Annotated in this window: 15 protein-coding genes; 14 read left to right on the top strand and 1 reads right to left on the bottom strand. The window is 60.0% G+C overall.

The features are described 5' to 3' along the window. The first annotated feature begins 5 nt into the window (after nucleotides 1-5). Nucleotides 6-989 carry a S49 family peptidase gene (locus tag GIW28_RS16860; protein ID WP_236447142.1) on the top strand — a complete coding sequence of 328 codons (984 nt, stop codon included), beginning with the start codon at nucleotides 6-8 and terminating at the stop codon, nucleotides 987-989. Between the two features lie 133 nt (nucleotides 990-1122). Here GIW28_RS16860 and GIW28_RS16855 read toward each other — a convergent pair whose 3' ends face one another. Then, complete coding sequence (locus GIW28_RS16855) at nucleotides 1123-1701, bottom strand: Maf family protein (RefSeq protein ID WP_017138368.1); 579 nt, start codon at nucleotides 1699-1701, stop codon at nucleotides 1123-1125. 105 nt (nucleotides 1702-1806) lie between these two features. On the opposite strand from GIW28_RS16855, the gene GIW28_RS16850 reads away from it, so the two are divergent. The 13 genes from GIW28_RS16850 (at nucleotide 1807) to GIW28_RS16790 (ending at nucleotide 12731) form a co-directional block, all read left to right on the top strand. Further along, nucleotides 1807-2337 (top strand): YceD family protein, encoded by a 531-nt coding sequence (locus tag GIW28_RS16850; RefSeq protein WP_005790551.1) that lies wholly within the window; start codon nucleotides 1807-1809, stop codon nucleotides 2335-2337. A 13-nt stretch (nucleotides 2338-2350) separates the two neighbouring features. After that, complete coding sequence (rpmF, locus tag GIW28_RS16845) at nucleotides 2351-2533, top strand: 50S ribosomal protein L32 (protein WP_004371305.1); 183 nt, start codon at nucleotides 2351-2353, stop codon at nucleotides 2531-2533. Nucleotides 2534-2537: 4 nt separating this feature from the next. After that, nucleotides 2538-3548, top strand: a complete 1011-nt coding sequence (plsX, locus tag GIW28_RS16840; RefSeq protein ID WP_017138367.1) for a phosphate acyltransferase PlsX — start codon at nucleotides 2538-2540, stop codon at nucleotides 3546-3548. Between the two features lie 126 nt (nucleotides 3549-3674). Further along, entirely contained in the window at nucleotides 3675-4613 is a 939-nt protein-coding gene (gene fabD, locus GIW28_RS16835) for an ACP S-malonyltransferase (RefSeq protein WP_236447141.1), read from the top strand. 21 nt (nucleotides 4614-4634) lie between these two features. Continuing rightward, a complete protein-coding gene (gene fabG / locus GIW28_RS16830) occupies nucleotides 4635-5378 on the top strand; it encodes a 3-oxoacyl-ACP reductase FabG (protein ID WP_015885432.1) in 744 nt (247 codons plus the stop codon). Between the two features lie 192 nt (nucleotides 5379-5570). Then, complete coding sequence (gene acpP / locus GIW28_RS16825; RefSeq protein WP_016973676.1) at nucleotides 5571-5807, top strand: acyl carrier protein; 237 nt, start codon at nucleotides 5571-5573, stop codon at nucleotides 5805-5807. 128 nt (nucleotides 5808-5935) lie between these two features. Continuing rightward, on the top strand, nucleotides 5936-7180 hold the full coding sequence (fabF, locus tag GIW28_RS16820) for a beta-ketoacyl-ACP synthase II (RefSeq protein WP_017138365.1): 1245 nt from the start codon (nucleotides 5936-5938) through the stop codon (nucleotides 7178-7180). Then, nucleotides 7180-7995: an aminodeoxychorismate lyase gene (gene pabC, locus GIW28_RS16815; RefSeq protein WP_236447140.1), complete on the top strand. Its 816-nt coding sequence runs from the start codon at nucleotides 7180-7182 to the stop codon at nucleotides 7993-7995. Before fabF ends, pabC begins: the two co-directional genes overlap by 1 nt. Before the next feature lies 1 nt (nucleotide 7996). Then, entirely contained in the window at nucleotides 7997-9133 is a 1137-nt protein-coding gene (gene mltG, locus GIW28_RS16810; RefSeq protein ID WP_236447139.1) for an endolytic transglycosylase MltG, read from the top strand. A gap of 19 nt (nucleotides 9134-9152) precedes the next feature. After that, nucleotides 9153-9785, top strand: coding sequence for a dTMP kinase (gene tmk / locus GIW28_RS16805; protein ID WP_017138363.1), 633 nt, complete (start codon nucleotides 9153-9155; stop codon nucleotides 9783-9785). Continuing rightward, the gene (locus tag GIW28_RS16800; RefSeq protein WP_099548162.1) at nucleotides 9778-10767 is read left to right on the top strand and encodes a DNA polymerase III subunit delta'; all 990 of its coding nucleotides are present in this window, start codon (nucleotides 9778-9780) and stop codon (nucleotides 10765-10767) included. Before tmk ends, GIW28_RS16800 begins: the two co-directional genes overlap by 8 nt. Before the next feature lie 63 nt (nucleotides 10768-10830). Next, nucleotides 10831-11616 carry a TatD family hydrolase gene (locus GIW28_RS16795; protein WP_138449119.1) on the top strand — a complete coding sequence of 262 codons (786 nt, stop codon included), beginning with the start codon at nucleotides 10831-10833 and terminating at the stop codon, nucleotides 11614-11616. 446 nt (nucleotides 11617-12062) lie between these two features. Continuing rightward, a complete protein-coding gene (locus GIW28_RS16790) occupies nucleotides 12063-12731 on the top strand; it encodes a TetR/AcrR family transcriptional regulator (protein WP_017138360.1) in 669 nt (222 codons plus the stop codon). The last annotated feature ends 11 nt before the right edge of the window (nucleotides 12732-12742 follow it).

Here is a 12742-nt window from a genome sequence, read left to right as displayed (position 1 = left end):
ATGGCATGAGTGACGAGTGGAAAGCGCCCGAAAAGGCCGAAAGCGGTGATGATAAAAGCTGGAAGTTGTTGGAGAAGACCCTGCTGGCCAGTGTTCAGGAACAGCGCCGTGCACGGCGTTGGGGGATTTTCTTCAAGTTGCTGACGTTTATCTGGCTTATCGCCATGCTGGCGTTGTTCAGCCCGCTGATGGACATGGAAAAAAGCGCCACCCGTGGCAACAACTACACCGCCTTAATCGACGTGAACGGGGTGATTGCCGATAAGGAGTCCGCCAGCGCCGATAATATCGTCGGCGGCCTGCGTGCAGCCTTCGAAGATCCCAAGGTCAAGGGCGTGATCCTGCGCATCAACAGCCCAGGCGGTAGCCCTGTGCAGTCTGGCTATGTGTATGACGAGATTCGCCGCCTGCGCGGGCTGCACCCGGACATCAAACTGTACGCGGTGATTTCCGATCTGGGCGCCTCGGGTGCCTATTACATCGCCAGCGCCGCTGACCAGATCTATGCCGACAAGGCCAGCCTCGTCGGTTCCATTGGTGTGACAGCGGCCGGTTACGGCTTTGTCGGCACCATGGAGAAGTTGGGGGTGGAGCGTCGCACCTACACCTCGGGTGAGCACAAGTCTTTCCTGGACCCGTTCCAGCCACAAAAGGCCGATGAAACCCAGTTCTGGCAGGGCGTGCTCGACACCACCCATCGTCAGTTCATTGCCAGCGTGAAGCAGGGGCGCGGCGATCGTCTGAAAGACGAAGACCATCCGGAGCTGTTCTCCGGCCTGGTGTGGTCCGGTGAGCAAGCGTTGCCATTGGGTTTGATCGATGGCTTGGGCAGTGCCAGTTCGGTGGCGCGCGATGTGATTGGCGAGAAGGAACTGGTGGATTTCACTGTTCAGGAATCGCCGTTTGATCGCTTCTCCAAGAAACTCGGCGCCAGTGTGGCGCAGAAGCTGGCCTACTACATGGGCTTCCAGGGCCCGACGCTGCGCTGAAATATCAGCTTCGTCGTAGTTCAAAATGTGGGAGCGGGCTTGCCCGCGATAGCGCCGGGTCAGTCGACATTGAAAGTGACTGGCCCACCGCTATCGCAGGCAAGCCAGCTCCCACAGTGGTTTTGGGGTGGGCCTAGGGGATTTGCACGCCTTCAGCCAGGAGCATGTCCACCAGTCGAATCAGCGGCAGGCCGATCAGGCTGGTCGCATCCGGCCCTTCGGTACTCTGAAACAGGCTCACACCCAGCCCTTCGGCCTTGAAGCTGCCTGCGCAGTCATAAGGCTGTTCCACACGCAAATAACGCTCGATGCGTTCTACATCCAGTTCGCGCATCTGCACGGTAAACGGCACGCAATCTACCTGGCAGTGGCCCGTCTCACTGTTGAGCAGCGCCAGGCCAGTTAAAAAACTCACGCGTTTGCCGCTGGCTGCCAGCAATTGCTCGCGGGCGTTTTCAAAGGTATGAGGTTTGCCGATAATGCGGCCATCGAGCGCGGCCACCTGATCCGAGCCGATAATCAGATGCCCTGGATGACTGGCGGCGAGGGCGCGGGCTTTCTCTTGCGCCAGGCGCTTGACCAGCTCAATGGCCGATTCATTTGCGCGATGGCTTTCGTCGATATCCGGCGAGCTGCAGATGAACGGTAGGTGCAGGCGGGCCAGCAATTCCCGGCGATAAACCGAGCTGGAAGCGAGTAATAAAGGCAGCATGGGTGTCTCCTCGAGGCAGCCGCCGATTCTAGCGGGGCGACCAGCTGACGCACAGGGCTGAATTTCCTTTGACATGGCTGGGTGCATCCCTATAATGCTGCGCCTATGTTGAATGACCCGATTCCACCTCACGTTGACCCGCGCAAATTGGCTGATCGTGGCACCACCCTTCAAGGTGAAGTGCTGCTGGCCGATTTGGAGAGACTCTGCGACCCGCTTTCCGACACTGTCGGTACGGTGCAGGCTAAATTCGTTTTTGAACGAGATGAACGTAAGTCTGTGGTAATCCACAGCTTTATCGACACCGAAGTCAAAATGGTTTGCCAGCGTTGTCTTGAGCTGGTCACCCTGCCGATCCACAGCGAATGCAGTTATGCTGTGGTGAAAGAGGGTGCGAATACCCAGTCGTTGCCGAAAGGTTATGACGTGCTGGAACTGGGCGAAGATCCTTTGGATCTGCATGCACTGATCGAGGAGGAGCTTTTGCTCGCCTTGCCCATTGTGCCTGCTCATCATCCGGAAGAATGCCAGCAGCCGGAGGGCCTTGATGACGAGGCCGAGCCGAGCGAGGACGAGGTAACGCGGTCCAACCCGTTCAGTGTATTGGCGCAGTTAAAGCGTGACCCAAACGTTTAGGAGTTAATCAATTATGGCTGTTCAGCAGAACAAAAAATCCCGCTCTGCCCGTGACATGCGTCGTTCGCACGATGCCCTGACGGCAAGCACTCTGTCCGTAGAAAAAACCACCGGTGAAGTTCACCTGCGTCACCACGTATCGCCAGAAGGCGTATACCGTGGCCGTAAAGTGATCGACAAGGGCGCTGACGAGTAATCACTTGTCTGCTCAAGTCATCGCGATTGACGCAATGGGCGGGGACTTCGGTCCCCGCAGCATTGTTCAGGCCTGCATTGCCAGCCTGTCCGCTACGCCCTCGCTGCACCTGACCCTCGTCGGTCAACATTCTCTACTTGAAGAACTGATTGCCAGCCATCCGGCGGTGGATCGCGCGCGCCTGACAGTTACTGCGGCCAGCGAAACCATCAGCATGGATGAAAAGCCCGCGGCGGCCTTGCGTGGCAAGCCCGACTCTTCAATGCGGGTGGCCCTTGAGTTGTTGCGTGATGGCAAGGTGCAAGCCTGTGTCAGTGCCGGCAATACCGGGGCGTTGATGGCGTTGTCGCGGCATGTGCTCAAGACGCTGCCGGGGATTGATCGGCCAGCGATGGTGGCGGCGATTCCGACGCAGAAAGGCTATTGCCAGCTGCTGGACCTGGGTGCAAACGTCGATTGCAGTGCCGAGCACCTGCTCCAGTTCGCGGTGATGGGCTCGGTGGCCGCTGAGGCGTTGGGTGTGGTCCGGCCACGTGTGGCGTTACTCAATATCGGCACCGAGGACATCAAGGGCAATCAGCAGGTCAAGCTGGCTGCGACTTTGTTGCAGGGCGCACGGGGCTTGAACTATATCGGTTTTGTCGAAGGTGACGGCTTGTACCGAGGCGAGGCGGATGTAGTGGTGTGCGACGGTTTTGTCGGCAATATCCTGCTTAAGTCCAGCGAAGGCCTGGCGACCATGATTGCCACGCGTATCGAGGCCTTGTTCAAGCAGAACCTGGCCTCACGCATGGTCGGCGCGCTGGCGTTACCGTTGATGCGCCGCCTGCAGGCCGACCTGGCACCGGCACGGCATAATGGCGCGAGTTTTCTGGGGCTGCAGGGCATTGTGGTAAAAAGCCACGGCTCTGCAGGTGTGCAGGGCTTTCAAAGTGCGATTGCGCGGGCATTGATCGAGATCCAGGAAAACCTGCCGCAACGCTTGCACGGGCGTCTTGAGGATCTGTTGCCTTAGGCGAATCGGCCCGGGAGTGCTTAAATGTGACCGGCCAGTTCAATTGACCATCCAATCTGTCAGTTTCGTTCGCGCCCACCTTCGGTGCGAGCATTTTTGACGACCAGATCATTAGGGGCTTGTTACATGTCTACATCCCTCGCATTCGTCTTTCCAGGGCAGGGTTCGCAGTCCCTCGGTATGTTGGCCGAGCTGGGCGCGCAACATCCACTGATCCTGGAAACTTTCAAGGAAGCTTCCGATGCCCTGGGTTACGACCTGTGGGCACTGACCCAGCAAGGGCCGGAAGAGCAACTCAATCAAACCGATAAAACCCAGCCTGCGATCCTGACCGCCTCGATCGCCCTGTGGCGCTTGTGGCTGGCCGAAGGCGGCGCGCGCCCGGCCTACGTCGCCGGTCACAGCCTGGGCGAGTACAGCGCCTTGGTGGCCGCCGGCAGCCTGACCCTCTCTGAAGCGGTCAAGCTGGTCGAGCGTCGTGGTCAGCTGATGCAAGAAGCTGTTCCGGCCGGGCAGGGCGGCATGGCCGCTATCCTCGGCCTGGACGACGCTGTGGTGATCGAAGCCTGTGCCGAAGCGGCCCAGGGCGAAGTGGTCAGCGCGGTGAACTTCAACTCCCCTGGCCAGGTGGTCATCGCTGGCGCCAAGGCCGCTGTCGAGCGCGCCATTGAAGGCTGCAAGGCCCGTGGTGCCAAGCGCGCCTTGTCGTTGCCGGTGAGCGTGCCGTCCCACTGCGAGCTGATGCGCCCGGCTGCCGAGCGTTTTGCCGAGTCCATCGCCGCCATCAATTGGCAAGCGCCGCAGATCCCGCTGGTGCAGAACGTCAGTGCGGCCGTTGCCGCCGACCTCGACACCCTCAAGCGCGACCTGCTGGAGCAGCTTTACAAGCCGGTACGCTGGGTTGAGTCGGTACAGACCCTGGCTGCCAATGGTGCCACTGAGTTGGTCGAGTGCGGCCCGGGCAAAGTCCTGGCCGGCCTGAACAAGCGCTGCGCCGATGGCGTGTCGACTGCCAACCTCAATACCCCGGATGCCTTCGCTGCCGCGCGCGCGGCACTGGCCTGAAACCCTTTAGGAGAAGCCTGCATGAGTCTGCAAGGTAAAGTTGCACTGGTTACTGGCGCAAGCCGTGGCATTGGCCAGGCGATCGCCCTGGAACTGGGCCGTCAAGGCGCCGTTGTGATCGGCACCGCCACTTCCGCTTCGGGCGCTGAGCGTATTGCTGCCACCTTGAAGGAAAACGGCGTACAGGGCACCGGTCTTGAGCTGAATGTGACCAGCGACGAGTCTGTTGCTGCTGTGCTGGCTGAAATCACTGCACAGTTCGGCGCACCGGCTATTCTGGTGAACAACGCCGGTATCACCCGTGACAACCTGATGATGCGCATGAAAGACGACGAGTGGTACGACGTGGTCGATACCAACTTGAACAGTCTGTTTCGCCTGTCCAAGGGCGTTTTGCGCGGCATGACCAAGGCGCGTTGGGGCCGAATTATCAATATTGGCTCCGTAGTGGGTGCCATGGGCAACGCAGGCCAAGTAAACTATGCCGCGGCCAAGGCCGGTCTGGAAGGTTTCAGCCGTGCATTGGCCCGTGAAGTCGGTTCGCGTTCGATTACGGTCAACTCGGTGGCCCCAGGGTTCATCGACACCGATATGACCCGCGAACTGCCGGAAGCTCAGCGTGAAGCTTTGCTGACCCAGATTCCGCTGGGCCGTCTGGGCCAGGCTCAAGAGATCGCAAATGTGGTCACTTTCCTGGCATCCGACGGTGCGGCATACGTGACTGGGGCTACAATCCCGGTGAACGGCGGGATGTACATGAGTTAAATTGTGACGGATCGCTTCAAAAAAATGTCATACGAGCTGTCTAAAATCCGTTATAAAGCTGCAACTTAATTTATAGGCAGGTGGTCGGTCGGGTACGAGGGTGAAGCTTTCAGTTGAAAAGCTGAAAAGGCTTTCTATACACTTACCCACTGGCCAGCTGCCTGAATTTGTCCATTAGGAGTTAAACAAGGTATGAGCACCATCGAAGAGCGCGTCAAGAAAATCGTTGCCGAGCAACTGGGCGTTAAAGAAGAAGAAGTGACCAACTCCGCTTCCTTCGTTGAAGACCTGGGTGCCGATTCCCTTGACACCGTTGAGCTGGTGATGGCTCTGGAAGAGGAATTCGAGACCGAAATCCCGGACGAAGAAGCTGAAAAAATCACTACTGTTCAAGCTGCTATCGACTACGTTACTGCCCACCAGGCGTAATAGTTTGTAGTCGTCGCTTGCTGTCAGGGAAAAACCGCACTGCTGTAACGGCGTGCGGTTTTTTCTTTAAGCGGTGATGAAAAGTAAGCTGCGAAGCAAAGTGTCGTCATTAGAAAAAGGAGAGTGCTGTGTCGCGTAGACGCGTCGTAGTCACCGGTATGGGTATGTTGTCGCCACTGGGTACGGATGTGCCGAGCAGTTGGCAGGGCATTCTGGCTGGCCACAGTGGTATCGGTCTGATCGAACACACGGACCTTTCAGCCTATTCCACCCGTTTTGGCGGCTCGGTAAAGGGCTTCAATGTCGAGGAATATCTCTCGATCAAAGAATCCCGCAAGCTCGACCTGTTCATTCAATACGGCCTGGCAGCCGGTTTTCAGGCGGTGCGTAATGCCGGCCTGGAAGTCACCGACGCCAACCGTGAGCGCATCGGTGTGGCCATGGGTTCGGGTATTGGCGGTTTGACCAATATCGAAGAAACCAGCCGCACGCTGCACGATTCCGGCCCCCGTCGAATTTCACCGTTCTTCGTGCCGGGCTCGATCATTAATATGATTTCCGGTTTCCTGTCTATCCACTTGGGTGCCCAGGGACCTAACTACGCCATTGCCACGGCGTGCACCACCGGCACGCACTGCATCGGCATGGCGGCGCGTAACATTGCCTATGACGAAGCCGACGTGATGATCGCCGGTGGCGCCGAAATGGCTGCCTGCGGCCTCGGCATGGGTGGCTTCGGCGCGTCCCGTGCGCTGTCGACGCGCAATGACGAGCCGACTCGCGCCAGCCGTCCGTGGGACAAGGGCCGTGATGGCTTCGTACTGTCCGACGGTGCCGGTGCGCTGGTACTCGAAGAGCTGGAGCACGCCAAGGCGCGCGGTGCCACCATTTACGCCGAGTTGATTGGCTTCGGCATGAGCGGTGACGCCTACCACATGACCTCGCCGCCGTCCGACGGTGCCGGTGCTGCACGTTGCATCACCAACGCCTTGCGCGATGCGAAGGTCAACGCCAACCAGGTGCAGTACATCAATGCCCACGGCACTTCGACCCCGACGGGCGACCTGGCGGAAGCCGAAGCCATCAAGTCGGTGTTCGGTGAGCACGCCTACAAGCTGGCGGTCAGCTCCACCAAGTCCATGACCGGCCACCTGTTGGGTGCGGCGGGCGCGGTCGAGGCGATCTTCAGCGTCATGGCCATCAAGGATCAGGTCGCTCCGCCGACCATCAACCTCGATGAGCCGGACGAAGGCTGCGACCTCAACTTCGTGCCTCACGAAGCGCAACCGATGCCGATCGATGTGGTGATCTCCAACTCGTTCGGTTTCGGTGGCACCAACGGTTCCCTGGTGTTCCGCCGGTTCGCCGAGTGATGCACAGCTGGGTCGACGGTCAGCCAGCGGACAGCGTGCCCCTGAAAGATCGTGGCCTGGCGTACGGCGATGGCCTGTTCGAGACCATCGCCGTCAAGGCCGGGCAGCCGGTGCTGCTCGACCGCCACCTGCAACGCCTGGAGGCGGGTTGCAGGCGCCTGGCCCTGGTTGCGGACCACACGCTGATCCGCAGCGAAGTGCTGGCCTATGCTGCAGCCTTGGGCAATGGTGTACTCAAATTGATCCTCACCCGTGGCGACAGCCTGCGCGGCTATGGCATCAACCCTGGCGTCCCCGTGCGCCGTATCTTGCAGGGCAATCCGCCCGCTGCTTATCCTCTGGCCCATGCAACCGATGGCATCCGCCTGTTTGCGTGCGCCACTCGCTTGGCCGAGCAGCCGTTGCTGGCCGGTCTCAAGCACCTTAATCGTCTTGAACAGGTGATCGCCCGCGCCGAATGGCAGGACGCTGAACATGCCGAGGGCTTGATGCTGGATATGTCCGGCTGCGTCATCGAAGGGGTGTTCAGCAATCTGTTTATGGTGCGCAATGGCTTGTTACTAACCGCTGATCTGAATCGTTGCGGGGTTGCCGGTGTCATGCGCGCGGAGATTCTGGCGCAGGCGCAAACCCTGGGCATCCCGGTGGCCGTGGCCGACATCAGCATGGACCAGTTGCAACAGGCCGACGAAGTTTTCGTGTGCAACAGCGTTTATGGCATTTGGCCCGTACGTGGTTGCGCCGGGATGAGCTGGTCGGTTGGGCCGCTCACCCGTAAACTGCAGGGCATTGTTCGCGCGCTATTGGAAATTTGAGTTGATACGAAAACTGGTTTTACTGCTGCAGATCAGCCTGGTCTCGGCAGGCTTGCTGCTGGGCTTCTCGGCCTGGAAGCTCGACTCTGCGCTGAAGCAGCCCCTGAATCTGACCCAGGAACGATTGCTGGATGTACCCGCCGGGGCAACCCCGACGGGCACCTTCAATCGCCTTGAAACCGAAGGCGTGCTGGATGGCGCCTTCTGGTTGCGCCTGTACTGGCGCTTCAACCTCGAAGGCCAGCCGCTGCACAGCGGCGAATACCGCATGACCCCAGGCCTGACTGCCGAAGGCCTGATCGGCTTGTGGCAGCGTGGTGAAGTGGTGCAATACAGCCTGACATTGGTGGAAGGCTGGAACTTCCGCCAGGTGCGTTCAGCGTTGGCCAAACACGAAAAGATCGTGCAGACCCTGTCGGGGCTGAGCGACAACGAAGTGATGGACAAGCTCGGCCACCCTGGCGTGTTTCCCGAAGGGCGATTCTTTCCTGACACCTACCGCTTCGTGCGCGGCATGACCGATGTCGAATTCCTGAAAAAAGCCTACAACCGCCTGGATGATGTACTGGCCCAGGAATGGAGCCAACGCGCCGCCGATGCACCGTATACCGACCCTTACCAGGCGCTGATCATGGCCTCCCTGGTAGAAAAGGAAACCGGTGTGCCGCAAGAGCGCGGCCAGATCGCCGGGGTGTTCGTGCGCCGCCTGAAAATCGGCATGCTGCTGCAGACCGACCCTACGGTGATCTACGGCCTGGGCGAGCGCTACACCGGCAAGCTGACCCGCGCGCACCTCAAGGAAGCCAACCCCTATAACACCTACATGATTGCCGGCCTGCCGCCGACGCCGATCGCCATGGTCGGCCGCGAGGCGATCCATGCCGCCTTGAACCCGGTGGCCGGCAGCAGCCTGTACTTCGTGGCCCGGGGCGATGGCAGCCATATTTTCTCCGATGACCTGGATGCGCATAATGCCGCCGTGCGTGAGTTCCAGCTCAAGCGCCGCGCCGATTATCGCTCCAGCCCGGCACCGGCGGTAAAACCGCCGGAAGACGCGCCACCACCGGCCGATGCCGCGCCGGTTGAAAAAACCGCCGAGCCAGCGCCGGACGCCGCTGCGCCGCAAAGCCCGCAATGACTCTGACTAAGGACTGCCTGTGACTGGCTTGTTTATTACCCTGGAAGGCCCGGAAGGCGCCGGCAAAAGCACCAACCGCGATTACCTGGCCGAGCGTTTGCGCGCTGAAGGCATCGAGGTGCTGTTGACCCGTGAGCCCGGCGGTACGCCGCTGGCCGAGCGCATTCGTGAAGTGTTGCTGGCAACAGGTGAAGAACAGATGAACCCGGACACTGAGCTGCTGTTGGTGTTTGCCGCCCGCGCCCAGCATTTGGCCGAAGTGATTCGCCCGGCCCTGGCACGGGGTGCTGTGGTGATTTGCGACCGTTTTACCGACTCCACTTATGCTTACCAGGGCGGCGGGCGCGGCTTGTCCCTTGAGCGCATCGCCAGTCTGGAGGCTTTCGTCCAAGGCGACTTGCGCCCCGACCTGACCCTGCTGTTCGACCTGCCGATCGAAGTCGGCATGGCTCGCGCCAGTGCCCGTGGGCGCTTGGATCGGTTCGAGCTGGAAGGTTCGACATTCTTCAATGCGGTCCGTAGCGCGTTCCTGCAGCGCGCCAAGGCTGAGCCTGCGCGTTACTCCTTACTGGACGCAGCCCAGCCACTGGCGCAGGTACAGCAGGCCATCGATGCTCTGCTGCCCGAACTTCTGGAGCGCGCCCGTGGCTGAAGCCTACCCGTGGCAGGACAGCCTCTGGCAGCAATTGGCCGGGCGCGCCCAGCATGCCCATGCCTATTTGCTGCACGGCCCCATCGGCATCGGCAAGCGCGCCCTGGCCGAGCGCCTGATGGCCAGCCTGCTGTGCAAGCAACCGATCAACCTGGAAGCCTGCGGCGAGTGCAAATCCTGTCTGTTGCTCAAGGCCGGCAGCCACCCCGACAACTACCTGCTCGAACCTGAAGAGGCCGATAAGGCGATCAAGGTCGATCAGGTGCGTGACCTTGTCAGCTTTGTGGTGCAGACCGCACAAATGGGCGGGCGCAAAGTAGTACTGATCGAACCGGTGGAGGCGATGAACATCAACGCCGCCAACGCCTTGCTCAAGAGCCTGGAAGAACCGTCGGGCGACACCGTGCTGTTGCTGGTGAGCCACCAGTCCAGCCGCCTGTTGCCAACCATCCGCAGCCGTTGCGTGCAGCAGGCCTGCCCGCTGCCGAGCGAGGCCATGAGTTTGCAATGGCTGGCGCAGGCGCTGCCGGAATGCTCTGCCGACGAGCGTGTCGAGTTGCTGACCCTGGCTGCCGGTTCACCCTTGGCGGCGGTTAAGCTGCAGGCCCAAGGCGTGCGTGAGCAACGCGCACTCGTGGTGGATGGCGTCAAGAAGCTGCTCAAGCAGGAACAGTCCGCCACGCAACTGGCCGAAGGCGCCTGGAAGGATATCCCGTTGCTGCTGCTGTTCGACTGGTTCTGTGACTGGTCGAGCCTGATCCTGCGCTACCAGTTAACCCAGGACGAAAATGGCCTCGGCCTGCCGGACATGCGCAAAGTGGTGCAGTACCTGGCGCAAAAAAGTGCGCAGGACAAGGTGCTGAACATCCAGGACTGGATTTTGGCCCAGCGCCAGAAAGTCCTCGGCAAAGCCAACCTCAACCGCGTGCTGTTGCTCGAAGCACTGCTGGTGCAGTGGGTGGGTTTGCTCGGCCGGCGTTAATTTCCGTGGCCGACGGGTGTATCGTTGGCCAGACACTTTCCATGAATTAAGTCGTACTTTCCTATGCTCGTAGATTCCCACTGCCACCTTGATCGCCTCGACCTCGCCCAGCACGGCGGCTCCCTCGACGCTGCCCTGGAAGCGGCACGCCAGCGTGGGGTAGGGCACTTCCTGTGCATCGGCGTGAGCGCGGAGAATGCCGCCGACGTCAAAGCCTTGGCTGATCGATATGCCGATGTCGATTGTTCGGTCGGTATCCACCCGCTGGACCTCAAGCCGGGTGAAGCGCCGGCCCTGGATTGGCTCTTGAACGAGCTCAACCACCCACGCGTGGTGGCGATTGGCGAAACCGGCCTGGATTACCACTACGAGCCTGAAGCCGCCGAGCTGCAGCAAGCCTCCTTCCGCCTGCACCTGCAAGCGGCCCGGCAGACTGGCAAACCCGTGATCGTCCACACCCGAGGCGCTCGCGCTGACACCCTCACGCTGTTGCGCGAAGCTGCCTTGCCCCAGGCCGGCGTGCTGCATTGCTTTACCGAAGACTGGGACATGGCCAAGGCCGCGCTGGACCTGGGTTTCTATATCTCCCTGTCGGGCATCGTCACCTTCCGCAACGCCGACGCCTTGCGTGACGTGGCGCGTCAGGTGCCGGCCGACCGCCTGCTGGTGGAAACGGATTCGCCTTATCTTGCGCCGATTCCCCATCGCGGCAAGCCAAACCTGCCGGAATACGTGCGTGATGTAGCCGATTACCTGGCGATGCTGCGCGGCGAATCCGTTGAGCGCTTTGCCGAGCAGACCACCGAGAACTTCAAGCGTCTGTTTCCGCTGGCGCACGTGGCCGGTTGAGGCGACCAAATCGCAGGCAAAAAAAACCCGGGTTCTGGGGGGTGAATCCGGGCTAAGACCATTAGGAGTAAAACAAGGGCACACAGTCCGTCGGTACCCAGGTCGACGCGTCACTTGGGGGAGATGTCACGCCGACAGTTCAAGTATTGATCAGTATCCGATTCAGTCCAGTCGCGATTGGTCGTTTTTTAAACAGATTTGGAATACGCGCGCTTTGCTTGAGTTCTCATTGAGCGGATGCACGGCTGTAGTTGTTGCGTATTATTTCTGACTGATACCCGGCCATTCGTTGGCGCGCTGAAACTAAAGTGCGCGGTGGGTTCACATAGGCGTTGCCCAACGACCGTTCAGTCGGGATAATCCCTCGCATCGGGTAAATCGTATCGCCACGTATCCGTGGCCCTGCGTAACCCTCCCTAATTCCGACCTCTGCAGACCTCTTCCTCATGCACAAAGAACCCCGTAAGGTCCGTGAGTTTCGCCGCCGTGAGCAGGAAATTCTCGACACCGCGCTCAAGTTGTTCCTCGAACAAGGTGAAGACAGCGTCACCGTCGAGATGATTGCGGATGCCGTGGGTATCGGCAAAGGCACGATCTACAAACACTTCAAATCCAAGGCCGAGATCTACCTGCGGCTGATGCTCGACTACGAGCGCGATTTGAACGAGCTGTTGCATTCGGCTGATGTGGACAAGGACAAGGAGGCGCTGTCACGCGCCTATTTCGAGTTCCGCATGCGTGACCCGCAGCGCTACCGCCTGTTTGACCGCCTGGAAGAAAAGGTGGTCAAGGGGCATCAGGTGCCGGAAATGGTCGAGGAGCTGCACAAGATCCGCGCCTCGAACTTCGAGCGCCTCACCCTGCTGATCAAGGGCCGCATCAGCGAAGGCAAGCTGGAAGACGTACCGCCGTATTTCCACTACTGCGCCGCCTGGGCATTGGTACATGGCGCCGTTGCGCTGTACCACTCGCCGTTCTGGAGCAATGTGCTGGAAGATCAGGAAGGTTTCTTCCAGTTCCTGATGGACATCGGCGTACGCATGGGCAACAAGCGCAAGCACAGCACTGAGCTGCCGAGCGCTGAGCCCAAGAGCGGCGACGCTCCCGCTGTTTAAGCTATTCCCGA

Origin of the sequence: Pseudomonas sp. PA-5-4B, assembly GCF_021606215.1 — a bacterium.
Taxonomy (GTDB): Bacteria; Pseudomonadota; Gammaproteobacteria; order Pseudomonadales; family Pseudomonadaceae; genus Aquipseudomonas; species Aquipseudomonas edaphica.
This window is presented reverse-complemented; position numbering and strand designations above follow the sequence as displayed.